The sequence below is a fragment of the Campylobacter sp. US50a genome, from assembly GCF_004379015.1.
Taxonomy (GTDB): Bacteria; Campylobacterota; Campylobacteria; order Campylobacterales; family Campylobacteraceae; genus Campylobacter_D; species Campylobacter_D jejuni.
Genome location: NZ_RYYJ01000006.1, coordinates 78,688 through 102,173 on the forward strand (window position 1 = coordinate 78,688; position 23,486 = coordinate 102,173).

A 23,486-nucleotide genomic window follows, 5' to 3' on the forward strand; every position below is an offset into this window, starting at 1 on the left:
ATTTTCAAAATAAATATTTACTAAAGTTAAAAAAATAATGACTATAATACAAAAAATTAAGCAAAAGGAAAAACTAATGAATAGAAGAAATTTTTTAAAATTTAATGCACTTACTCTAGCAAGTATGGGTGTAGCCTATGCAAATCCTATGCACGATATGCACTCCATGCATAAAAATCATTCTATAAATCATGACTTAGATACTTCTTTTATAAACTTTGCTCCAAAAAATTTAAAGCTTTTAGATCCAAAACAATTCCCCCAAGGAGAAATTTTAAAAGCCTTGCCTTTACTCAAAAATGAAAGTAAAGAAAAAAATATTTTTCGTGCTACCCTAGAAATCAAAGAAAATCATATAGAGCTTATCAAAGGTAAAAAAACCTTATTTTATACTTACAATGGCCTCGTGCCTGCTCCAAAAATAGAAGTTTTTGAAGGAGATAAACTTGAAATTTTAGTCAAAAACAAACTCAAAGAAGCTACAACTATACATTGGCATGGCGTTCCTGTGCCACCTGATCAAGATGGAAGCCCACATGATCCTATCTTAGCAGGAGAAGAAAGAATATATCGTTTTGAAATTCCTCAAGATAGCGCAGGAACTTACTGGTATCATCCGCATCCTCATTATACCGCTTCTAAACAAGTTTTTATGGGTTTAGCAGGGGCTTTTGTGATCAAAGCAAAAAAAGATGCTTTAAGTCATTTAAAAGAAAAAGATTTGATGATTAGCGATTTGCGTCTTGATGAAAACGCTCAAATTCCAAACAACAACTTAAATGATTGGCTAAATGGTAGAGAAGGAGAATTTGTACTCATTAACGGACAATTTAAACCCAAAATCAAACTCGCCACAAACGAACGCATACGCATTTATAATGCTACTGCGGCAAGATATTTAAATTTACGCATACAAGGAGCTAAATTTATACTTGTTGGTACTGATGGCGGACTTATAGAAAAAGCTATTTATAAAGAAGAACTTTTCTTAAGTCCTGCTTCTCGCGTAGAAGTTTTAATCGATGCTCCAAAAGAGGGGGAATTTAAGCTAGAAAGTGCTTATTATGATAGGGATAAAATGATGGTAAAAGAAGAACCTAATACCCTATTTTTAGCTAATCTTAGCCTAAAAAAAGAAAATTTAGAACTTCCAAAAAATTTAAAAATTTTCAAACCTTTAGAAGAGCCTAAGGAATTTAAAGAAATAATCATGAGTGAAGATCATATGCAAATGCATGGTATGATGGGAAAAAGTGAAAGCGAATTAAAAATCGCTCTTGCGTCTATGTTTTTAATCAATGGCAAAAGCTATGATTTAAAACGCATTGATTTAAGCTCCAAGCTTGGAGTAGTTGAAGACTGGATAGTGATAAACAAATCTCACATGGATCATCCTTTCCACATACACGGCACACAATTTGAACTCATCTCATCAAAACTCAATGGAAAAGTTCAAAAAGCTGAATTTAGAGCCTTAAGAGATACTATAAATGTGCGTCCTAATGAAGAGTTAAGACTTAGAATGAAACAAGATTTTAAAGGACTTAGAATGTATCATTGCCATATTTTAGAACATGAAGATTTAGGAATGATGGGAAATTTAGAAGTAAAGGAATAAAATGGTAAAAGTGGAATTTTTAGGCCCCATAAATAAAGACAATTTAGAGTTTGAGGTAAAAAATTTAAAAGAATTAAAAGAAATTTTGCAAAAAGATGAGAGTTTAAAAGAATGGCTAGAACTTTGTGCCGTATCTTTAAACGATGAAATCATTTTTGATGAAAACACTAAGTTAAAAGATGGTGATAAAATAGCACTTTTACCGCCAGTTTGTGGGGGTTAAATGAAACATTTTACACTTTATCAAGGTTCTTTAGATATTCCTAAAATTTATAGCCAATGGTATGAATTTGCCAAGGATAAAAACTGCGGTGCTTTACTGACTTTTTGTGGTATTGTGCGTGAAGAAGAAGGCATTGAGGCACTTAGTTTTGATATTTATGAACCGCTTTTAAAAAAATGGTTTAATGAGTGGCAAAAAAGAGTAGATTTTGATGGTATTACCTTGCTTTTTGCTCACTCTATAGGCGATGTGGCGGTTCATGAAAGCTCTTATTTTGCAGGAATTTTAAGCAAACAAAGAAAATTAGGACTTAAACTCCTTAATGAATTTGTTGAAGATTTTAAAGCAAGCGCACCTATTTGGAAGTATGATGTGATAAACAAAGAAAGAATTTATGCCAAAGAAAGATCAACCAAACTTTGCGGTGCAGGACTTTTAAAAGGATAAAAAATGTTAATGTCTTATGAAGAAAGTTTAAAAATTTTACACTCTCATATTAAAACTTATGAAAAGATTGAAAAAATAGCTCTTACAGAGTGTTTAGGACGCATTTTAGCTCAAGACATAAAAGCACCTAAAAATCAGCCCGAATTTCCAACTTCGGCTATGGATGGTTATGCGATCAAATTTGAAGATCAAGATAAGCCTTTAAAAATTTTAGGCCTCACACCTGCGGGCACTATGCCACAATTTAGCGTGCAAAATGGCACTTGTGTAAAAACCTTTACAGGCTCACTCATGAGCGAAGGAAGCGATACTTTAGTCCCTGTTGAAAATGTACGCGTAGAAAATGATACTCTTTTTATAGAAAAAAAAGTTCCTCAAGCTTTTGCCGTGCGTGCGGTAGGAGAAAACTATAAAAAAGATGAAATTTTACTCAAAAAAGGCACAAGGTTAAATTATAGCGAGATAGCTCTTTTGGCTGAACTTGGATTTTTTCACATTAGTGTGTTTATAAAGCCTATTGTAGGGGTTTTAAGTAGTGGAAGTGAGATCAAAGATCTAGGAGAAGCCTTAGAAAATCCCGCTCAAATCCGCTCTTCAAATCATATCGCCATAGCTAATTTAGCTAAAAATTTAAATTGCGATACAAGGGTTTTTCCTCTTTTAAAAGATGATGAAAAGGCTACTTTTTCGACCCTTGAAAGTGCTTTGCAAAGTTGTGATATTTTGATTACAACAGGCGGGGTTTCTATGGGGGATTTTGACTTTTTAAAAAAAGCCGTTAAAGAATACGAAATCATCATTGATAAAGCCGACATAAAACCAGGCAGACATATCAAAATAGCCAAGGCTAATGAAAAATTCATCATCGCCTTACCAGGTTTTCCTTACTCGGCTATGGTAATGTTTAATCTTTACGCAAGAGAGATTTTAAACTCTTGGTTACTTCAGCCTAAAGACTATATTTGCAAAGCCTTTTTACAAGGAAGCTACAAGAAAAAAACACCTTATTTGGAATTTGTCGCTTGTAATGTGGAATTTAAAAATGGACGCATTTTAGCCAATCTTGAAGGTAAGAAAGAAGGCTCTAGTGCGATTATAAACAATCTTAACAATAAAGCTGCCCTTATGGTGGTACCAAAAGAATGTGAAATTTTAGAAAATGAAAGTTTAGTGGATATTATCTTTATGCCTTAAAATTATTTAAATAATTTTATTTCGATTTTAATCAACCCTAAATTTCAATAAGTTTCAAATTTGCAACCTCCTTTTAGTAGAGTAATTAGCCCTAGCGGAGTTTCAATCCACTAGGGTTTTTGGCCCTTTTTTAAATTTCTTTATGGTAAAATACACATTTACCAGATAATGAAAATTCAAGGTTTTTTGATAAAAATAGCAAATATTATGCTATAATCTCATAAGAAATTTAAAAAGGAACTAAAACAAAGAGCTTGCAGGATTCTGCGAGGTTATAATCCTCTAAAACTGCTTAAAATTCAAATAAATTTTGCTGATGATATTTTTCTTGTTTTTTATTTAGTTGTATTTCTTCATTATTTGAATTTTTGTATTTAAATTCTCCATGACTATCTATATCAAAAAGTGTTAAATTAGTTTAGTTATTAACTTTTGCCACCAAGCAAAAATTCCATTTTATCAAATTGCTCTAATAATACAAGCCCTAATGATTGCATAGCCATAATTTAAAGCAGAATTTTCAAAGCAAAGCTCATCTCTTGAAAAAGAAGCACCAACTAAAGTTTTAAAATACAACGCCGCCGCAACAGCTTCAATATTTTACTATCATTTAAGCTTGCTTTTTTAGCCAAATTTATAAGCTCATTCATTTGCTCTTTTGTGATTTTTGCACTTTGAAAATGCCCTAAAAAAGGAGTAAAAACACCATTTATACTATGAGTTTCATCGTAACTCATTTTTAGAATCTTCTCTTTGTCTAAACTCAGCCTTTGTCACTTCTCCAAGCACTGAAACTATATATTTTTCAAATACTTTTAGATTTTAAATTCTTATGCTTTTTGCAATGACTTCTTTTTCATTTGCATTTTTAAACAATATTTTTTCATTTTTGCTTAGCATTTCAAATTTATTATCGTGTTTTGAAACAGTTAGGCTAGCATTTGAGTTATCTAGCCTTTCATAATAAACAAATTCTGGCTCTTGCATATCTTTAGTTTGAATTAAAATCAAACTATCTTTGTATAAAGAAAAGCAAAACTCATAATTTTCATCCATTAAAATCCAGTCTTTTATCTCACCTTTTTTACTTCGTGCTACAGCTTTATTTGGTAATACTTTTAAAGCAAAATCCATAGTATAAATTGGCACAGCATAAAATTTATTTGTCTTTTTGTGTTTAAAAATATCCACTCTAAACATATCGCCATTTTTAACTATTTTACCATTTACTTTGCGGATTTTACCAAGCTCTAGGGCTTTTAAAACTCCTTCTTTTCCGCCGTATGATTGATAGAATTCTTCTTCTTTTCTAAATGTTTCTTCATGTAAAGCTCCACTTGGCTTTTTTCTCTCAGGTTTTGAGATAAAAATTTTATCAATTTTATCTAAAAGCTTTTGCCTAAAACCACTAAAAGGCTCAAAAAATTCCTTTTATTTTTGCAATCTAATTCACTAATTTTTTTGCATAAAGTTCTGCACTGTTGCTTTCTTGCTCTTTTTTAAAATCTGAAAAATCCTTTACGATAGAATTATTTACATAAGCAATAATTGCTGTATTGATGGCGTGATGAAAATGATTGTTTCTATTCTTAGTGCTAAAGCCCCAAGTGTGCCTTAAAGCGGATGTTAGCATATCGCTTTTTGCTTCTACATGTACTTTTAAGCCTTTTTGTGTGTCGTTTAGCTTTGTATTTTCATCATCGCTTAAAGGTAAAAAATCTAAATAATCTTTAGTGTAGTTTAAAACAAGCCTTGCAATGTAGCGAGTATCGTTTAGATTTCTATCTTTAAAGTCTTTTTGTTCTTTGTCTTTGTAATTTTTATCTAAAATTCTTTTTTGCTTTTTAGTAGGTAGGTTTTTTGCTAAAACTTCAATTTTTGCCATTTTACTCTATCATTGCCAAAGGCTTCAAATGGGGTTTTATTAAGTTTTTCTTGATTTTACTTGGTAAAAACTAAAACTTTATTCATATAAGAATCATCAAAACTTCTAGAATAAGGGTAAATATGGTCAATTTCAAGCATTTTTTCATCTTGCAAATCACTAATTTTAATCTTTTCCCCACTATAAACACAAAATTCTTTTTGTTCTTTAAATAATCTTAATTTTAAAATATTTTTACTATTTATTTTTAAGCCTAGTTTTTCACATTCAAGTTCGGCGTCTTTTTTGGCCTTATAGTTTTCGTTTTGCTCTTTTTCTATTTTAGCTCTTTGGCTGTAATTTTTACCTACTTCTCTTGCTAATTCAATGTTTATTTTATGCACTTTACCGTATTTTTTAAGTAAGGTATTTAAACCTTTCTATATTCTTTAATCGCCATTAAAACCACAGGATTAGTTACTTCATCCTTGTAATAAGTTTCATTAAATACAGGTAAAAAGTCTTTTTTATCTTCATTGATTGCTATTTTTAAATTAAGCTCATTGCAAGCTTCATCGTATTTTTTACCTTCAAGCATTAAAGGAGTGATAAGTTTTAAGGCTTTAAAACTTATATTAAATAGTCTTTAAATTCCAATTTGCTTAAGCTATCAATTTGATTTTGATTTAAATCATATTTTGCTAAAGCCTTTTTAAGCTTAATCTCATCTTTTATAAGGATAATATCTTTTGCTATTTCATTTAAATCATCTTGGCTTAAACTATACTCACCTAGAGCTTTTACAAATTCTTTATATTTTTTTAAACTCAATAAAATAAGTTCCTTTTTCTCCTTTAAATTCATAATCATCACTTAAAACTAAAAGCTTTTTTTGTTTGTTTATAAATTAGAGTGCCATTTTTTAAAACTTCATTTAAAAGCGCGTTTAAATCATCTTTTGTATATAAAATTCCTTCAGTATTTTTAAGATTGTTTAAAAGATTGATAATTCTTGTAAGTACTACAAACATAAAGGCTAAGGGTGAATTTTTTGGCGCTCTTTTTTCATCAGTAAAAAACTACAATTTTCCACCAAATGAGAAAAATCTTTTAAAGTCCTTTTATAAAATACTACACTAAGCACTTCTTCTTCAAATTTTTTTGAAAAAGAAAAGCCAAATTCTCTTTGTTTTTTAAAAATAAGTTTTAATTCATTTTTTAAAAAACTTTGCGCTATACAGCGTTCATAACTTTCTTTTTTATTTCTAGCATTTATAAATTCTTTGGAATTTTCTTTGAATTTTTGAAAATACTCTTTATAAAGATGCTCTCCCACACTTTGATAATTTACTAGTTTTTCTTCATTTTGCTTGATAGCTTTTAAAATCTTGCCTTTTTCTTAGTTATCGCTATTTTTAATATCATCATAGCCACGCCTTTTTGCAATATGTAAAATTACTCTTGCAAAATCTTGCTTACTTAAAAGCTCATTTAAAGCTCTAAATCTTAACTCATAAGGGCTAATTAAAGAGCCTTTATAAGCCTTAGCTAAACTTTCATCAAAGCTTTGATAATCTTCGTAATTTAACTTAAATTCATTTGCGATTAAATGTTTTAAGTGATTTAGCCTTGCTTTGCATCTAGCAAGGCGTTTTCTAGCACTTCTTGCAAGGCGTCTTGGTAAGGCTAGGGATTCTCCTGTTTTAGGATTTTCAGCTTTTGTAAAAATCCTAGCTCCACAATCTTTTAATTCATCATTTTCACTAAATGCCCAGCCAATAGAGCTTATTCCTATATCAAATGCCAAAATTCTTGCCACACTAGATCCTTTTTGATATTTATGATTTGTTTATAATTATAATATAAAAATCATTTTTTATGCAAACATAAAATTTTCAGTAACCAAACTATACATATTATTAATTTTATAATGCAAAAAATAAGTAAAATTTCAAATGAAAAATATTTATTAGTTAAATTTAGCTAAAATAAAATAAAAGCTAATAATAACTTTAGGAGAAATCATGCCAATTTTTATGATATGTTCTACACTTTTAGCGGTAATTGTCGTTGCTTATTATATACTTAAAAAATACAATCCCATTTTTGTATTTTTTCTTTCAGGTATTATATTGCTTATTTTTGCTTTTTACATCACAGGAACACCTATACCAAAAGCCCCGAGCAGAGAACATGCAAGCTTTTTGAATGTTTTACTTGATAGCTATGCTTTTATCACAGCGACTTTTAAAAGCCAGCTTTCTGGAGTAGGGCTTATTATCATGAGTGTGGCAGGTTTTGCTGCTTATATGAAACATATCAATGCTTCGGCAAAACTTGCTTTTTTAGCAAATAAACCCTTAGGAAAAATCAAAAATAAATACTTGATTTTAAGTGGAACTTTTGTTGTTGGAATGGCTTTAAAAATTGTCATTTCTAGCTATGCTGGATTGCTTTTGCTTTTGTTAGCATGTATTTATCCTGTTTTAATCTCACTTAAAATCCGTCCTATTACAGCTGTATGCGTGCTTTCTTTAATTGCACTTGATTATGGTCCAAAAGATGGAAATTCAATCAATATGGCAGATATGGTAGGACAAAGTGATAATGTCGTAGGGCTTTTTTTAAATTACCAAATTTATAGTGTGATTGCCTATGTTGTAGTTATTGCCATCTTGATTCCTTTTTATTTTGCTTGGATTGATAAAAGAGATAAAGAAAAAGGTGTTTTAAATGATGAAGTTGAAATTCCGCAAATCATTGATCCTAAATGCCCTACTTTTTACATACTCTTTCCTTGGTTACCTGTTGTATTTTTATTTACAGCATATTTTTTTACTATCAAGCTCGATGTTGTGACAGCAAATTTTGTAAGCATTTCTTTAGTTTTTCTTGTTGAATTTGCAAGACACAGAAATGCTAGAAAATTAGGCGAAGATATGATGGTGATTTTAAAAGCTATGGCTGAAATTTTTATCTCAGTCGTAAGCATAATCATCGCCGCTGGAGTATTTGCTGAAGGCATTAAAGCACTTGGTGGAGTTAATATCCTTGCTAACGCGGTTTCAAATCTTGGAACAGGAAATTTTGCATGGTTTGGAATTCTTTTGAGTATAGCTATTTTAAGCTTTTTAGTTTATTTTGCCACAGTGATTATGGGAAGTGGAATTGCTGCTTTTAATGCTTTTGGAAAACTAGCTCCTGATATAGCTACAAAATTAGGCATTGCACCTATTACTCTAGTTTTACCTATAGAAATTGCATCTTGTTTAGGTCGTGCAGCTTCACCAATAGCAGGCGGAATCATAGCTTTAGCTGGATTTGCAAAAGTAGCTCCAATGGATATTATAAAACGAACCACTCCTCTTTTACTTATCGCTATGCTTGTAAATGTGCTTGTAGCCTTTTATCTAGCACAAACCAATCCTGTGCCAAAAGAACAAAACACTACAAAAATAGCAATATTTCTAGAAAATAAATCTATTAAATTCTTTTCTATTTTTTAAGTAAAAATTTTATAAATTTTTCTATATTCTTTTTGCTAAGCCGGCTTCACTATTAAATTATCAAATTTACTCCATAGCTTCCGCCAATAAATCCATAAACTACAAAATATCATAAAGATGCAAATTTCTTGTATCAATAACAACTAAATCCAACTTTTATAAATACTCACTAAAGAAGCAATGCTTTGTTATTATTTGAACTTTGCTCAATGCTATATTGAATAGGATTTGCATCAAAAATTTAAAAGTATAAATATTGAAGAAAGTTTTTTGCAAGTTCTATCCAAATCTTTTGTGAAAAAATCAAACCCTCTATATTCACTATTATTTGAAAAAGTATTAATATTTATAATTTTTTCATATTTAATATCAATTTAACTAAAAATTCATCACTTAATTTTGTATCACGAGGCAAAAAGTCTTTAATTTAAGTAAAATCAATCTATTTAATTTCTTATCAAAATATTTAGTATCAACTGCTCTAACTAACTTTAAAGCAATTTCACTCATATGTTTTCTAGCTCTAAAAAATGAAAAAAGAGATGATCAAATTTTTAGAAGTTAAACTATAAAATGTGGATAAACTATATATTTTTTAATTTTTAAATATTATAATTACTTAACACCCCATAAAGAGCTTTAAGACATACGAATATATCCTAATAAACATCTACGTAAAATAGTATTTTTTCATCATTCTAACATATTTTTACATTTTTTTGTCCTTTAAGCATAAGCCAAACAATTAAAAATGAAACGAAATAAACAACTTGAAAAAGTAATTTATAATTATCTATGAGCATCTTTATAGGACTTTTTGTAAATATATAATAGTTATCAACCATCATAAAAATAAAGAAAATTAATATTATCAAAATTTTTATGCAAACATAAAATGCAAAAATAAGATAAAAAAGTTTTTCCTTTGTAATTTGAATCAAAATTTTAAAAAATAAAAAAGCAAAAATAATATGGCATAGACTTAATATTATGTTTAAACTTCCATATACAATTTCTGGTTGTTGATCTACCATAAAATCAGGAACAAAAAGAAGATAACTACCAAAAACACTTAAACCTTGCCATATGAAAAAATAAATAAAAAGTTTGTAATTTTTTATCTTTTTACAAAACAAAAACACACTAAGCAAAGCTAGGATTATGGCTGTGTAAAGTAAAGTTTTTTTTGTGTAGTAAAACCTAAGATCTTCAAAGCTAATAATTTCTAATATAAACGAAAATGTTAAAACGAGCAAGTTTAAAATTATAAATGAAGCCATTGTGATTTTAATCCATTTTAAATCAAAATCAAAAACCTTTTTTTGTGCTTTTGCTAATCTTTCTCCTAAATTTGAAAGTTCTTGCTCATCAAATTCTTTAAATTTGACCCACGCTAAAATCCAAAAAACCAAACTTGCTAGCAAAAACACCAAGCCTATGCCGATAATCAAAGTAATAAGCCCTAAAAAACAAGTATTAAAAGCATAAATAAAATACTTTTGCTTTGTTACTCTAGCGATTTCATAAGAAAAAGCTTTAAAAAAAGGAAAAATCAAAGCCAAAGTAATAACAAAAAGCACGCAAAAAATGCCTATGACCACATAATCTTGATTAAAATAAAAGTTAGCAAAAAAGCCATTTCTAGATTCCAAAATCACAAATAAAGAACTTATATTAATAAGAATACCAAAAAATCCAATCCCTACACTAATAAGGAAATTCTTAAACAAATTTTTAGCACCGCCATAGATTTTTAAATCATAAAGCACAATAAAAAATAAAATCCAACTCGCAAGAGCAAATAAAACTCCAAGATAAGGAATGATACCTAAAAACCCACAAATAATACTCGCTATTGCTTTTAAGCGAATTTCTTTTATCTTTTTTTGAAACAAAGCTTCATTTAAATTGTGCATTTTTACCCTTTATTTAATACATTCGAACAAAAATATTTCGTTTTATCATCTTTGGCAATTTTTATCAAAACCGCCCATTTCCACACATTAACTCTAAAAATTTTATCTTTCTTATTTACATAAGAAAGATAAAATTTTAGTTTGTCTTTATGGGCTTTTATGGGCAAAATTACATATATTTTAGCACATAAATAATCATAATAATTTGTTTTCACTCTAAAACAATACCTTCATTAATGCAAATTTCGCCGATAATAAAGGCATCTGAATTTTCTAAAACCCTACTTACATTAGAAGGATCTACAACCATTACTAAACCCACTCCCATATTAAAGCTTCTATACATTTCGCTTTCTTCTACAGCCTGTCCTATAATATAAAAAATTTCAGGAGTTTTAAGATGATGTTTGCGTATAGTTGCACCCATACCACGAGGTAAAACGCGTGGTAAATTTTCTACTAAACCACCCCCTGTAATATGAGCTAGAGCACTGATATAAGGCTTTAATGTAAGAAAATCACGCACATAAATCCTTGTAGGTTCTAACAAAATATCAATTAAATTTTTACCCTCTATCTTGTCATCAAATTTTAATTTTAAACTTTCAAAAAGTACTTTTCTAGCTAAAGAATAACCATTTGAATGAAGTCCTGAACTAGGAAGTGCCAATAAAATATCACCATTTTTAACAAATTTACTTCTATCGATCTCATCTTCTTCAGCCATACCCACAGCAAAACCCGCAAGATCAAAATCATCTTTTGCATACATTCCAGGCATTTCAGCAGTTTCTCCGCCAATTAATGCACAATTTGCCATCTTACATCCCTTGGCAATGCCTGATACAACAGCCTTTGCTACTTCTACTTCAAGCTTGGCTGTAGCATAATAATCTAGGAAAAACAAAGGCGTAGCAAAATTACAAATCAAATCATTCACACACATTGCTACTAAATCTTGCCCTATAGTATCATATTTTTTAGCATCAATTGCCAAGCGAAGCTTGGTACCAACCCCATCTGTTGCACCTAAAATCACAGGCTTTTTAAAACCACTTGGCATTCTAAAAGCACCAGCAAAAGAACCAATTCCACCTACAACATTATCATTAAAAGTTTCTTTAACCAAAGGTTTTATAGCCTCTACAAAGGCATTTCCATTATTTATACTTACGCCCGCATCTTCATATGAAATTTTCATTTATTTTCCTTTAAGAACTAAAAAGGTATTTTAACGAAAAAAGTTTTAATAAGGCATAAGATGAAAAATGCTTTTTTTGTAACCGCTTCAATTGCTTGTGGTAAAAGCACTTTTATAGAAATAGCGAATTCTTTAGGCTTTAAAAGCATTAGCGCAGACAAAATCGCTCATAAAATTTTAGATGAAAATGCTTTAGAACTTGAAAAGATTTTTTCTCCCTTTAGCTTAAAAAATTTGCTCACAAAAGAAAAGAAAATCGATAGAAAAATCCTTGGAGAAATTGTTTTTAACAATAAAGAAGCTAAAAAAATCTTAGAAAATTTCACTCATCCTAAAATTCGAGCTAAAATTTTAGAACAAATGCAAATTCTAGATAAGGAAAATAAAGCTTTTTTTGTAGAAATTCCTCTTTTTTTTGAAAGCGGTGCTTATGAAAATTTAGGCAAAGTCATTGTAATTTACACACCTAAAGAATTAAGCCTTAAAAGAATTATGCAAAGAGATAAGCTCAGCTTAGAAGCTGCAAAAGCAAGACTTGATTCTCAAATAGATATTGAAGAAAAACTTAAAAAAGCAGATTTTATCATTAAAAATACTAATTCTTATGCCGATTTTATGCAAGAATGTGTTAAAGTAATACAAGAAATTTCTAAAGGAAAAATGTGAAATTTTATAAATATTGTGCAAGTGGGAATGATTTTGTCATAACAAATGCTGATAGAAAAGAAGATAGAAGTGCTTTAGCTAAAGAACTTTGTAATCGTTATGAGGGTATAGGTGCGGATGGCTTTATCGTGATATTACCTCATGAAAAATACGACTTTGAATGGGAATTTTATAATAACGATGGCTCAAGGGCTGCTATGTGTGGCAATGGCTCAAGGGCTGCGGCACATTTTGCACATCATATCAACAAAATAAATCCTAACATGAGTTTTTTAACCGGTGCAGGAGTAATAAAAGCAAAGGTAAATCAAGATAAAGTTGAAGTATCTTTAGGCAAAATAAAAAGCGTGCAAAATACTTTTGAAGAATTAGGAAAAACTTGGCAACTTTGCGACACTGGAGTTCCACATCTAGTACATTTTTGTCAAAATTTAGATGAATTTGATACAATGCTTTGTCAAAAAATGAGACAAAAATATAATGCCAATGTTAATTTTGTAAAAATTTTAGATGAAAATCATTTAAAAGTTCGCACCTATGAACGCGGAGTTGAAGATGAAACCTTAGCTTGTGGCACAGGAATGGGGGCTTGTTTTTATCTGGCATTTTTAAATAAAAAAGTACAAAATAAAGTTAAAATAACTCCTAAAAGTGGTGAAGAGGTAGGGTTTGCATATAAAAATGAAGAATTGTTTTTTAAAGGAAAGGTAAAGTATTGTTTTGAAGCCAATTATAATTTTTCTTAGTCTTTTTCTAATCCCACTTTTTGCTGCTGATGATCTAAAGAATGGATTTGGAGAGGAATATTACAAACTTGATATAGATCAAAAAAGACAAATTTTTTTTATAAAAATGAATGAAATGTTTGATCAAAGCTTTAAAAAAATTGAACAAGAAAGGTCCTTTATCGAAGCCTTTTTTAAAGATGCTTACAAAACAGGCTTTAGGACTTCAAACCAAACAAATCTTGAAAAACTTATCATGATAAAAAACAAATATCGTATTGAAAATCTTTATGATTTTGCAGAATATAAAAAACGTATTCAAAAAATTCCAAAATCCATGGGTATAGCCCAAGCTTTAGTTGAAAGTGCTACAGGTACCAGTCGCTTCGCAAGAGAAGCAAACAATCTTTTTGGAGAATGGACTTGGGGTGAGAAAGGTTTAATTCCTGATTTAAGACATCCAGATAAAAAACACAAAATTAAAATTTTTGATAGTCTGCAAGATAGTGTTGACTCTTATGTTTTAAATTTAAATCGTCATTTTGCTTATGAAAAGTTTCGCGATGTAAGAGCTAAATTTGAAAGCGAAGGCAAAGAGATAACAGGGCTAGAGGCTATTAAAACTTTAGATTCTTATTCTGAACACAAGGGATATTATATCAATCTTATTACAAAAATCATCAAAAGATACAACCTTGAAAAATACGATACAAAATCAAACAACGCCTAAAATCCAAGTGAAAATTTATCAAAAGATATGATTTCAAATTTAACCCCTTGCTCAAAAAAACTATTCTCACTTGAAAGAGTGATAAAAATCACATGAAAAATTCCAAGTTCTAAAGCCTTTGGTAAAATTTTCTTAGCACGTAATTTAATCAAATCAATATCTAAAGTTGGACTTGAAATATAAGCAATTTTAGATATTTGACTATAAAAGTTAAAGTATTTGTTATAAAAAAATTCTTCTTTAAATTTAAACAACTCGCTTAAAACTAAATTTTCAAATAAATGTGAAAAATCCTTTGAAATACAAAGATTATTTCTTAGGCCAAAATCTTTAAAATAAATCTTTTGAAGTTTTTTTTCATCATGTTTTAAAGTATAAATCACATAAGTATTTTCTAATTTTTTTATAGCTTGATAAACACTATCTTTTGAAGTTTTTAATCTTTTTTTGAGTTCTATAAATATCTTAGAAATACTGATTTGCTGACCCAAATTTAAAGCTAAATACTTTAAAATTTCTAATTCTAAAAGAGTAAAGCTTTGTCTTAAAAGTATGTTTTTTTCTCCAAATTTACTCCGTCCACTTTGCAAAAAAAGACCTACTAAATTATTTATAGGTAAATTTTTCTTACTTACACTAATAAATTCTTCAAAATCAAAATAATCAAGTTCAAGTTCTTCAAACCCATTTACATTTAAATCTTTTATATTTGTACTTAAGATGATGGGAATTTTAATTTTTTCTAAATTAGGAATAAAATCCAAATTATAAAGGCAAAGAATTTTAATTTGTAAATTTTCATTCAGAAAATCAGAAAGTCTTTCTAAACTTTGTTTTTCAAAACGTGTATCATATAAATCTAAAAACAAAATTTCACTTGCTTTAAATTGAGATAAAAAATTAAAAATAAGCGTTTTTTTACCACAAAATCGTGGGCCTTTTATGATAATATTTGGTTTTGAAATTTGATTTTTTCTTTCATAACTTACTTCAAATTTAGGGTGATTTTCATAAAAAAAATTAAGTACTTTCAATTTTATCCTTTAAAAAAGGATATTATAACCTAGTTTGTATAATTGGGGCATAAAGCCCCTTAAATTACATTTTGCAAGCACCTTGTAAAGTAGCGCCTATCATCCAAAGACTTTTTTCATATTTTGCGATATTTTCTTGCGCAAAAGCAGCTGTTGTGGTATCACTTTCTTTTTCTGCTGCTTCATTGAGTTTTTTAAATTCTGCTAAAAGATATTCATAATCTTGTTTGATCAGTTCTATGACTTCAAGCGGAGTAAAGCAATCTTTTGCAACTTTTGGACTTTTTGCATTTTCCATTAAAACTTTTTGGCAAATGATAGCTTTTTCGCCAAGTTGTAAAACTCTTTCAGCACAACTATCAAAAAGTTCTGCCATTTCTTCATAAGCTTTTTCTGTGTACTCGTGTATAGAAAAAAATTGCAAACCTTTTACATTCCAGTGATAATTATGAAATTTAACCCATAGATGATGAGCATCTGCTTGCATTTGTAATAATTGTTTTGTAACTGACATGATTGACTCCTTTTTTTGATTTTTAAAATTATAGTATAAAATTCTTAAATAATAATTATTATTAATTAAAAATTTTTATTATAATTTTAACTTAAAATTATTATACTCTTTTTTTAATGAATTTTGATTAAGAAATTAATATATTTTTTAAGATCAACTTTCCAACTTCCACACCAGGTTGATCATAAGTGTTAATCCCTAGCATAACACCGCAAGTTGAAGTAAAAAGTTCATAATAATACATCAAATATCCCGCATGCCAAGCGTCAAGTTTTTCAAGTTCTATCACATCAACACTCAAATTTTCGGCGATTAAAGCATGCATAGTTGCATCACATTGGGCGTTTAAAAGTTCGTGAAGATTGACTTTATTACTTAAAGAATCTAAAAATTTAAAATGAATATCAGGGATAATAGGTGCTTTTTGAGCGTCTTTGATTTTTAAAAAAGTTACAGTTTTATTTTTAGGTCCATCCATGATGAGTTGTAAAAAACTATGCTGATCTCTTGCTCCAATGAGTGCAACAGGAGTTAAACCTATGCGTTTATAGCCTTGCTTTTTACCTAAACTTTCAGCAATAAGCTGGATATACCATTCGTTAAAGCCTTTAAAAGCATCACTATATGAAAAAAGCACATTGATATTGGCATTTTTGTGTGTGCAATAATGATAAGCCTTTTGTAAAATTTCATCTTTTTTGCGAGTAAAAAAATCTTCAAAACAAGCTTTAGCTCCTTCTAAAAGAGCTTTGGCATTATAGCCACAAAAACAAAGTGGAACTATACCCACAGCTGAAAGTATGCTAAAACGACCTCCTACATTTGCAGGGATAAAAAAGCATTTAATACCTAAATTTTCACCTTCTTTATGAAGTTTTGAATCCTTATCAGTAATAAAAACAAAGTATTTTTTTAATTCTTGCATATCAAGTTTAAAATGTTCAATAAGAAGTTTAAAAAGTGATACGACTTCTATAGTGCTACCTGTTTTACTGATGATTAAAAACAAACTTTCTTCAAGCTTGATTTTTTCTAAAGTCTTATTAAAAGAATGTGAGCTTGTGTTATCGAGTATAAAAAGCTCTCTTTGGTTACTTTTTTCATTAAAAAGCATATCGCGCAAGGCTTTTACACCGCAACTTGAACCTCCCATTCCAACTAAAACGACATTTTTTACATATTCTTTATCTTGAATAAATTTCAAGCTCTTATCGATTAAATTCAAACTTGTGTCAATAAGATGATAATACCCTATATCTCCACTTTTTACCTCATCATTAATACGATTTGCATAAGAACTTATAGTGTGAATTTCACTTTGCTTAAAAAAAAGTGTATTGTTTAACATTTACTTTTCTCGTAAAAATAATTTGTCGCCTCTACAAAGCCTTCTACGCTTCCACAATCAAAGCGTTTCCCTTGAAATTTATAAGCTAAAACCATACCATTGGTTGCTTGAGTTAAAAGCGCGTCGGTAAGTTGAATTTCGCCATTTTTTCCTGCTTTAGTATTTTCTAAAATTCCAAAAATATCAGGAGTTAAAATATATCTTCCTATGATAGCAAGATTACTTGGAGCTTCATCAGGACTTGGTTTTTCTATCATAGAATTAACCATAATAAGATTTTCTTCTACAAAATTTCCAGAAATTACTCCATAATTTGAAACTTGTTCTTTTGGTACCTCCATCACAGCTATGATGGTGCAGCGATATTTTTCATAAATTTTTACCATTTGAGCCATAACATTTAAGCCTTCTTCATTAACACACAAATCATCGGCCAAAATTACGCCAAAAGCTTCATCGCCAACTAAAGGTTTACCTTTTAAAACCGCATCACCTAAACCTTTCATTTGATTTTGTCTTGTAAAAGTAAAGGTACAACGATTGATTAAAGAACGAATTTCATCAAGTAAGTATTCTTTTTTTGTACCTGAAATTTGATGCTCAAGTTCATAAGAAATATCAAAATAATCTTCTAAAGCTCTTTTTCCACGCCCTGTGACAAAGCCCATATTTTCCATTCCTGCTTCCAAAGCTTCATCAACTCCATAATGAATCAAAGGTTTAGTTAAGATAGGCAACATCTCTTTAGGTAAAGTTTTTGTTGCAGGTAAAAATCTCGTCCCATAACCTGCCGCAGGGAAAATACAAGTTTGAAGCATAAAAATTTCCTTTTATTTTTTTATCATTATAGCTTATTTTTATGAATTTTTATGCAACAAAACAAGGCAAAGTTCTTTTTACCTTGGTTATTCAAACTCGGCCTTAGCCAATTTAACAATGGTTTCTACTACTCCAGAATCTTCAAGTGTTGAAATATCTTGTTTGATTTCTTCACCTCTTGCTATAGTTCTTAAAATTCTTCTCATTATTTTACCACTTCTAGTTTTTGGCAAACCTGGAGTATAAAGAATTTTTTCTATTTTAGCTATAGGTCCTATCTCTACTCTTAAAATGTCATTAAGTTCCTTTAAAGTTTCTATAGCTCCGCCAAGATCACAACTGGATGCAGGACTTAAAACCACAAAAGCAAACAGTGACTCGCCCTTAATCGCATCCAAAATACTCACTACAGCTGATTCTGCTACACTTGGATGTTTAGCAATAGCACTTTCAATTTCAGCCGTTCCTATACGATGTCCTGCAACATTAACCACATCATCTGTTCTTCCTGTGATGGTAATATAACCATTTTTATCATAAAAAGCACCATCGCCACTAAAATATACAGCTTTTCCATCTTTTCTAGCTTGAGAAAAATAACTTTCTATATAGCGTTCATCATTACCCCAAATTCCACGAATCATCGAAGGCCAAGGTTTGGTTATACAAAGCAATCCATCTTCACCTTCATCTTTTTTATTGCCTTCTTCATCAATAACTTCTGCAAAAATTCCTGGCAAAGGCAAGGTAGCACAACTTGGTTTTAAAGGAGTAGCGCCTGGTAAAGGCGTAATCATATGTCCACCTGTTTCTGTTTGCCACCAAGTATCGACTATAGGACTTTTAGCTCCCCCTATTTCATCATAAAACCACTTCCAAGCACTAGGATTTATAGGCTCTCCAACCGTTCCAAGCACTTCAAGCGTACTTAAATCATATTTTCTTGGCTCATCAGGCGCATCAGCATGAAGCATTCTTATGGCAGTTGGCGAAGTGTAGAATTTGCTTATTTGATACTCTTCTATCATTCTCCACCAACGCCCAGAATTTGGATAAGTAGGAGTTCCTTCATGCATTATAGTCGTTGCTCCACATGCTAAAGGCCCATAAACTACATAAGTATGTCCTGTAATCCAACCCACATCAGCACTACACCAATAATTATCATAATCTTTAATATCAAAAACCCATTCCATAGTCATTTGTGCCCAAAGTATATATCCTGCACTTGCATGCATAACTCCTTTTGGCTTGCCCGTTGATCCTGAAGTGTAAAGCAAAAACAACAAATCCTCGCTATCCATGATTTCGGGTTCACACTTATAAGACTCATTTTTCACAAGTTCGTTATAAACATAGTCCCTTCCTTTAATATATTCTATAGGCTCATTATTGCGTATAACTATAAGTACTTTTTCTACACTTTCACACCCTTCACTTAAAGCCTTATCTACTGCAGGTTTTAACATATAAGGTTTGCCACGACGAAAAGCACCATCAGCCGTTACTACAAGTTTAGCTCCTGCATCTATAATTCTATCTCTTAAGGCTTCAGGAGAAAACCCTCCAAATACCACACTATGAATAGCCCCAATCCTTGCACAAGCTAACATTACTATAGCTGTTTGAGGAATCATAGGCATATAAATTACAACCCTATCGCCTTTTTTTACTCCGAATTTTTTAAGCAAATTGGCTGCCTTGCAAGTTTCATGCAATAATCTTCTATAAGTATAAACTTCATAATCCCCCATTTCACCTTCAAAAATCAAAGCAGCTTTATTGCGTCTTGTTTTCATATGACGATCAAGACATTGATAGCTTACATTTAAAGTTCCACCTTCAAACCATTTATAAAATGGAGCTTTATCCTCATTTAGCACTCTTGAAAAAGGCGAAAACCACTCGATCTTCTCAAGTGCTTGTCTTTTCCAAAAACCTTCAAAATCTTCTTTGGCTTCATCGCATAAATCATAGTATTCACATAAATTTTTTATACGAGCATTACGAGAAAATTCTTTACTTGGCTTAAAAAGCTCTTGATTATTTTGATTAAGCATAAAAACTCCTTTATGGTTATTTTTAAACATTATATAAGAGTTTATTTATATTAAATACAAATTTAAAAAATAATTAAGATAAATTTTATAAAAAATGGGAATATTTGTAATATTTTATTTAAATTTTATAATGTATGTTAATTTAAGAAACATATTGCATCTTCATAAAAATAAAGACTGAGTTCTTCGTATAATTTTAAATCGAATTTTAAAAATTCTTGTTTTTCTAAAGCAAATTCTAAAATTTTATCCATACAACTTACCCTTATAAAAACATCACTTTTCCTACTTCTAAGTGCTATAATATAACATTTTTCTAAAATAAACTCATAATTATTTTTTGGGATATTTTTAGAATTAAAAAAAGAAATTTTATAAGGATCAATAGCAATTTTACTTGGAGGTTTTTTAAAATCTTTATATTTTTTACAATTACTAAAATCTATAAAATTACAAAATTTCACACCTTGATTTTCTAGCTCAAAAACATTAGTATTTTCAAATTCTAAAATTTCTCCACTGTGTAAATAAAGTTTTTTTTGAGCCAAAGAATCTAAAAAATGTTTATCATGACTTGCGATTAAAAAACCTGTATTGAAATTTTCGTGCATTTTAAGAATAGCTTTTTTAAATAAAAGCGTAGTATTTTTATCCAAAAAAGCACTCGGTTCATCAAGTAAATAATACTTCGCTCTTACGCTTAAAGCTATAGCAAAAGCTATTTTTTGACTTTGTCCTGATGAAAGTTCATTAGGATATTTACTTAAAAGACTTTCATCTAAATTTAAAAACATCAAACTTTCTTTTATACGTTCTTCGATATCTTCTTTAATCCCATAAGTTTTTAAAGTAAATAAAAAATTTGCCCTTACGCTACGATTTAACAAAATAGGCTCTGGAAAAAGCAAATAAATTTCACGCTTTTGTTTATTATTAAGTTTAAAATTTCCAAAATAAGAAATATTTTTTGAAAAATCTCCTTCTAAAAATTTTAATATTCTTAAAAATGTAGATTTTCCACTTCCATTCGTTCCCATTAAGATGCTAATTTTACTAGTATCAAGTTTTAAATTTTTAATTTTTAAAACTTCTTTGTTTTGATAGTTGAAAAAAAGATTAGAAATTTCTATCATTTTATGTTCTTTTGAGTTTATGTGTGATGAAATTTAAACAAAAGGCAATGAGAATTAAAACCAAAGCCAAAGCTATACCGCTAGCAAATTCGCCTTTGTTGGTTTCAAGTGAAATAGCTGTGGTTATGGTTCTAGTGTCGTATTTGATATTTCCACCCACTATCATCGCTACTCCTACTTCTGCTACAATGCGTCCATAAGCTAGCGCAACGACGCTAATTAAGGCAAAACGTAATTCATAAATCATCATTAAAACAAGTTTTAAAGGACTTAGGTGAAAAGATTTTATAAGTAAAAAATGTTTTTTATTCATATTTTCTATCAAATTTGAAAAAAGTGCGATCACTATAGGAAGTGCTAAAATAAACTGCCCTAAAATTAAAGCCTTTATAGTAAAAAGCAATCCAAATTCTCCCAAAGGTCCTCGACTTGAAATCAGTGCATAAAGTATAAGTCCTACTGCAACTGTTGGAAAAGAAAGGCTAGTATCTATGATAAGTTTTATAAAGCGTTTGAATTTAAAATCAAAAAAACCTAAGATAAATCCTAAAGGAAAACCTATAAGCAAAGCTAAAACTATAGAAATACTTGAGCTTAAAAGTGTAGTTTTTATAGCTGAAATTACACTTTCATCAGCATTAAAAAGTAAAAATAAAGCTTGTTTAAAACCATCAAAAATATAATCCAAAAATATCCTTTTTAAAATAAGTAATTTTAGCATAATTATGCTAAAATATTTTTTTATGTAAATTTATAAGGAGAAAAAATGAAAAAAATCATTTCTTTAGCTCTTGCTTTAACTTTAAGTGCAAGTGCAGCAGAACTTAAAATGGCAACCACAACAAGCACTGACAATACAGGACTTTTAGATGCTCTAAAGCCTCTTTATGAACAAGAAAGCGGCAATACCTTAAAATGGGTTGCAGTAGGAACGGGTGCGGCTTTAAAAATGGGTGAAGATTGCAATGCTGATGTGCTTTTTGTGCATTCTCCAAAAGCTGAAAAAGAATTTATGAAAAAAGGTTTTGGTGTGGATAGAACGCCTGTGATGTATAATGATTTTATCATCATCGCAGATAAATCTTTAGCTTCTAAATTTAAAGGTAAAAATTTAAAAGAAAGCTTAGAACTTATCAAAAATGAAAAACTCACTTTCATCTCAAGAGGCGATAAATCAGGTACTGATAATAAAGAAAAAAGTCTTTGGAAAGATCTTGGTGGTGTGCCTGAAAAAGAAAACTGGTATCAACAAAGTGGACAAGGTATGCTAGCAAGCATTAAAATCGCTGAAGAAAAAAAAGGTGTGATTTTAACTGATCGTGGCACTTATATCAAATATGAAGCCAGTGAAAAAGGAAATCCAAGTTTAGTCATTGTAAATGAAGGTGATGATAGCCTTAAAAATTTTTATTCTGTTATAGCAACAAATCCTAAGCATTGCAAAAATGTCAATTATACTGAAGCTAAAAAATTTATCAATTGGCTTACAAGTGACGATACTTTAAGTTTTATTAGCGGATTTAAATTGCTCTATAAACCTTTATTCGTAGTTGATGCAAAAACAAGGAAGGATTAAAATTAAGCAGGTTTTAGCCTGCTTAAAATATTATTTTTACTTATTGTAACTTTTTTATTTATTTTTCAATACTTTTAGCTTATTTAAATTTCTTCTTTAGATATAATAAAATCAATAATTAAATATACAAGGTCAAATAATGTTCAAAGTGGATTTAAATAGTGATTTAGGGGAAAGTTTTGGCGCCTATAAAATGGGAATGGATGAAGAAATTTTAAAATTTGTAAGTTCAGTAAATGTCGCTTGTGGCTTTCATGCGGGTGATCCTTGTGTGATGGATAAAACCTTAATTTTAGCCAAGCAAAATGGTGTTTGCATAGGAGCACACCCATCTTATCCTGATCTTTTGGGTTTTGGAAGACGCAATATGCAAATAAGCTTTGAAGAGGCTAAAAACTATGCCTTGTATCAACTAGGAGCTTTATTTGGCTTTGCCAAGGCAAAAGGTATGAAAATACAGCATTTTAAAGCCCATGGTGCACTTTATAATATGGCAGCTATTGATGAAAATTTAGCCTTAGCACTTTGTGAGGCAGTGGCGAGTTTTGATGAAAATATTATTTTTCTAGGGCTTAGTAATTCTGCTATGAATGAAGCGGCTAAGAAAAAAGGTTTAAGATATGCTAATGAAGTTTTTGCAGATCGTGCTTATAATGATGATGGCACTTTAGTTTCAAGAAAATTAGAAGGGGCATTAATACACGATGAAAATTTAGCTATCAAACGCGTGATAAAAATGATAAAAGAAAGCAAAGTTACAAGCATAAATGGCAAAGAAATTGATTTAAAAGCGGATAGCATTTGTGTTCATGGGGATAATGTAAAAGCTTTAGAATTTGTTAAAAAAATCAAAGAAAATTTAGAAAAAGAACAAATTCAAATTTGTGCTTTGGAAAATTTTATATAGGTTTT

General features: G+C 29.8%; 19 protein-coding genes and 2 pseudogenes. 10 read left to right on the plus strand and 11 right to left on the minus strand.

The window, feature by feature from the left end; translation table 11 throughout:
• Positions 1–76 precede the first annotated feature (76 nt).
• From cueO to ELQ11_RS05365, 4 genes are read left to right on the plus strand one after another with little or no spacing between them, the layout of a single operon-like run.
• Positions 77–1,618 carry a multicopper oxidase CueO gene (cueO, locus tag ELQ11_RS05350; RefSeq protein ID WP_072223686.1) on the plus strand — a complete coding sequence of 514 codons (1,542 nt, stop codon included), beginning with the start codon at positions 77–79 and terminating at the stop codon, positions 1,616–1,618.
• Position 1,619: 1 nt separating this feature from the next.
• Positions 1,620–1,841 (plus strand): MoaD/ThiS family protein, encoded by a 222-nt coding sequence (locus ELQ11_RS05355; RefSeq protein WP_002932392.1) that lies wholly within the window; start codon positions 1,620–1,622, stop codon positions 1,839–1,841.
• Entirely contained in the window at positions 1,842–2,288 is a 447-nt protein-coding gene (locus ELQ11_RS05360; protein WP_072223687.1) for a molybdenum cofactor biosynthesis protein MoaE, read from the plus strand.
• A gap of 3 nt (positions 2,289–2,291) precedes the next feature.
• On the plus strand, positions 2,292–3,482 hold the full coding sequence (locus ELQ11_RS05365) for a molybdopterin molybdotransferase MoeA (protein WP_072223688.1): 1,191 nt from the start codon (positions 2,292–2,294) through the stop codon (positions 3,480–3,482).
• A gap of 462 nt (positions 3,483–3,944) precedes the next feature.
• Here ELQ11_RS05365 and ELQ11_RS05375 read toward each other — a convergent pair.
• A pseudogene (locus tag ELQ11_RS05375) lies at positions 3,945–4,237 on the minus strand (type II CRISPR-associated endonuclease Cas1); the annotation flags it as partial.
• A pseudogene (gene cas9, locus ELQ11_RS05380) lies at positions 4,206–7,165 on the minus strand (type II CRISPR RNA-guided endonuclease Cas9). The pseudogenes ELQ11_RS05375 and cas9, both read right to left, overlap by 32 nt.
• A 205-nt stretch (positions 7,166–7,370) precedes the next feature.
• Here cas9 and dcuC point away from each other — a divergent pair.
• Complete coding sequence (gene dcuC / locus ELQ11_RS05385; RefSeq protein WP_052950183.1) at positions 7,371–8,852, plus strand: C4-dicarboxylate transporter DcuC; 1,482 nt, start codon at positions 7,371–7,373, stop codon at positions 8,850–8,852.
• A 698-nt stretch (positions 8,853–9,550) separates the two neighbouring features.
• On the opposite strand, the gene ELQ11_RS05390 is transcribed toward dcuC, so the two are convergent.
• Positions 9,551–10,768, minus strand: a complete 1,218-nt coding sequence (locus ELQ11_RS05390; protein ID WP_002871122.1) for a hypothetical protein — start codon at positions 10,766–10,768, stop codon at positions 9,551–9,553.
• Positions 10,769–10,979: 211 nt separating this feature from the next.
• Positions 10,980–11,969 (minus strand): phosphoribosylformylglycinamidine cyclo-ligase, encoded by a 990-nt coding sequence (purM, locus tag ELQ11_RS05400; RefSeq protein WP_072223692.1) that lies wholly within the window; start codon positions 11,967–11,969, stop codon positions 10,980–10,982.
• Positions 11,970–12,029: 60 nt separating this feature from the next.
• On the opposite strand from purM, the gene coaE reads away from it, so the two are divergent.
• Genes coaE through ELQ11_RS05415 form a run of 3 tightly spaced genes read left to right on the plus strand, consistent with a single transcriptional unit; the run spans position 12,030 to position 14,090 of the window.
• Complete coding sequence (gene coaE / locus ELQ11_RS05405) at positions 12,030–12,635, plus strand: dephospho-CoA kinase (RefSeq protein WP_072223693.1); 606 nt, start codon at positions 12,030–12,032, stop codon at positions 12,633–12,635.
• On the plus strand, positions 12,632–13,381 hold the full coding sequence (gene dapF / locus ELQ11_RS05410) for a diaminopimelate epimerase (RefSeq protein WP_088261269.1): 750 nt from the start codon (positions 12,632–12,634) through the stop codon (positions 13,379–13,381). The genes coaE and dapF overlap by 4 nt, the downstream gene beginning before the upstream one ends.
• Complete coding sequence (locus tag ELQ11_RS05415; RefSeq protein ID WP_002871125.1) at positions 13,356–14,090, plus strand: glucosaminidase domain-containing protein; 735 nt, start codon at positions 13,356–13,358, stop codon at positions 14,088–14,090. Before dapF ends, ELQ11_RS05415 begins: the two co-directional genes overlap by 26 nt.
• Here ELQ11_RS05415 and ELQ11_RS05420 read toward each other — a convergent pair.
• From ELQ11_RS05420 to tupB, 7 genes are all read right to left on the minus strand, one after another.
• Positions 14,087–15,124, minus strand: coding sequence for an ATP-binding protein (locus ELQ11_RS05420; protein WP_072223695.1), 1,038 nt, complete (start codon positions 15,122–15,124; stop codon positions 14,087–14,089). The genes ELQ11_RS05415 and ELQ11_RS05420 overlap by 4 nt on opposite strands.
• Positions 15,125–15,188: 64 nt before the next feature.
• The gene (locus tag ELQ11_RS05425) at positions 15,189–15,638 is read right to left on the minus strand and encodes a Dps family protein (RefSeq protein WP_052858423.1); all 450 of its coding nucleotides are present in this window, start codon (positions 15,636–15,638) and stop codon (positions 15,189–15,191) included.
• 127 nt (positions 15,639–15,765) lie between these two features.
• Complete coding sequence (locus ELQ11_RS05430; RefSeq protein WP_070210373.1) at positions 15,766–16,986, minus strand: glucose-6-phosphate isomerase; 1,221 nt, start codon at positions 16,984–16,986, stop codon at positions 15,766–15,768.
• Entirely contained in the window at positions 16,980–17,804 is an 825-nt protein-coding gene (gene galU, locus ELQ11_RS05435; protein ID WP_002871129.1) for a UTP--glucose-1-phosphate uridylyltransferase GalU, read from the minus strand. Before galU ends, ELQ11_RS05430 begins: the two co-directional genes overlap by 7 nt.
• Before the next feature lie 87 nt (positions 17,805–17,891).
• Positions 17,892–19,865: an acetate--CoA ligase gene (gene acs, locus ELQ11_RS05440; protein WP_070252615.1), complete on the minus strand. Its 1,974-nt coding sequence runs from the start codon at positions 19,863–19,865 to the stop codon at positions 17,892–17,894.
• A 137-nt stretch (positions 19,866–20,002) separates the two neighbouring features.
• Entirely contained in the window at positions 20,003–20,998 is a 996-nt protein-coding gene (gene tupC / locus ELQ11_RS05445; protein ID WP_044780401.1) for a tungstate ABC transporter ATP-binding protein TupC, read from the minus strand.
• Position 20,999: 1 nt separating this feature from the next.
• The gene (gene tupB, locus ELQ11_RS05450; protein WP_002871132.1) at positions 21,000–21,686 is read right to left on the minus strand and encodes a tungstate ABC transporter permease TupB; all 687 of its coding nucleotides are present in this window, start codon (positions 21,684–21,686) and stop codon (positions 21,000–21,002) included.
• Between the two features lie 78 nt (positions 21,687–21,764).
• Between tupB and tupA the strand changes: the two genes are divergently transcribed.
• A complete protein-coding gene (gene tupA / locus ELQ11_RS05455; RefSeq protein WP_126217934.1) occupies positions 21,765–22,574 on the plus strand; it encodes a tungstate ABC transporter substrate-binding protein TupA in 810 nt (269 codons plus the stop codon).
• Between the two features lie 139 nt (positions 22,575–22,713).
• Positions 22,714–23,481: a LamB/YcsF family protein gene (locus tag ELQ11_RS05460; RefSeq protein ID WP_074486897.1), complete on the plus strand. Its 768-nt coding sequence runs from the start codon at positions 22,714–22,716 to the stop codon at positions 23,479–23,481.
• Positions 23,482–23,486 lie beyond the last annotated feature (5 nt).

What these genes read in the sequence shown, in the direction of transcription:
- cueO (WP_072223686.1), top strand. Translation starts at nt 77, where the DNA reads ATGAATAGAAGAAATTTTTTAAAATTTAATGCACTTACTCTAGCAAGT.
- ELQ11_RS05355 (WP_002932392.1), top strand. Translation starts at nt 1,620, where the DNA reads ATGGTAAAAGTGGAATTTTTAGGCCCCATAAATAAAGACAATTTAGAG.
- ELQ11_RS05360 (WP_072223687.1), top strand. Translation starts at nt 1,842, where the DNA reads ATGAAACATTTTACACTTTATCAAGGTTCTTTAGATATTCCTAAAATT.
- ELQ11_RS05365 (WP_072223688.1), top strand. Translation starts at nt 2,292, where the DNA reads ATGTTAATGTCTTATGAAGAAAGTTTAAAAATTTTACACTCTCATATT.
- dcuC (WP_052950183.1), top strand. Translation starts at nt 7,371, where the DNA reads ATGCCAATTTTTATGATATGTTCTACACTTTTAGCGGTAATTGTCGTT.
- ELQ11_RS05390 (WP_002871122.1), bottom strand. Translation starts at nt 10,768, where the DNA reads ATGCACAATTTAAATGAAGCTTTGTTTCAAAAAAAGATAAAAGAAATT.
- purM (WP_072223692.1), bottom strand. Translation starts at nt 11,969, where the DNA reads ATGAAAATTTCATATGAAGATGCGGGCGTAAGTATAAATAATGGAAAT.
- coaE (WP_072223693.1), top strand. Translation starts at nt 12,030, where the DNA reads ATGAAAAATGCTTTTTTTGTAACCGCTTCAATTGCTTGTGGTAAAAGC.
- ELQ11_RS05425 (WP_052858423.1), bottom strand. Translation starts at nt 15,638, where the DNA reads ATGTCAGTTACAAAACAATTATTACAAATGCAAGCAGATGCTCATCAT.
- ELQ11_RS05430 (WP_070210373.1), bottom strand. Translation starts at nt 16,986, where the DNA reads ATGTTAAACAATACACTTTTTTTTAAGCAAAGTGAAATTCACACTATA.
- galU (WP_002871129.1), bottom strand. Translation starts at nt 17,804, where the DNA reads ATGCTTCAAACTTGTATTTTCCCTGCGGCAGGTTATGGGACGAGATTT.
- acs (WP_070252615.1), bottom strand. Translation starts at nt 19,865, where the DNA reads ATGCTTAATCAAAATAATCAAGAGCTTTTTAAGCCAAGTAAAGAATTT.
- tupC (WP_044780401.1), bottom strand. Translation starts at nt 20,998, where the DNA reads ATGATAGAAATTTCTAATCTTTTTTTCAACTATCAAAACAAAGAAGTT.
- tupA (WP_126217934.1), top strand. Translation starts at nt 21,765, where the DNA reads ATGAAAAAAATCATTTCTTTAGCTCTTGCTTTAACTTTAAGTGCAAGT.
- ELQ11_RS05460 (WP_074486897.1), top strand. Translation starts at nt 22,714, where the DNA reads ATGTTCAAAGTGGATTTAAATAGTGATTTAGGGGAAAGTTTTGGCGCC.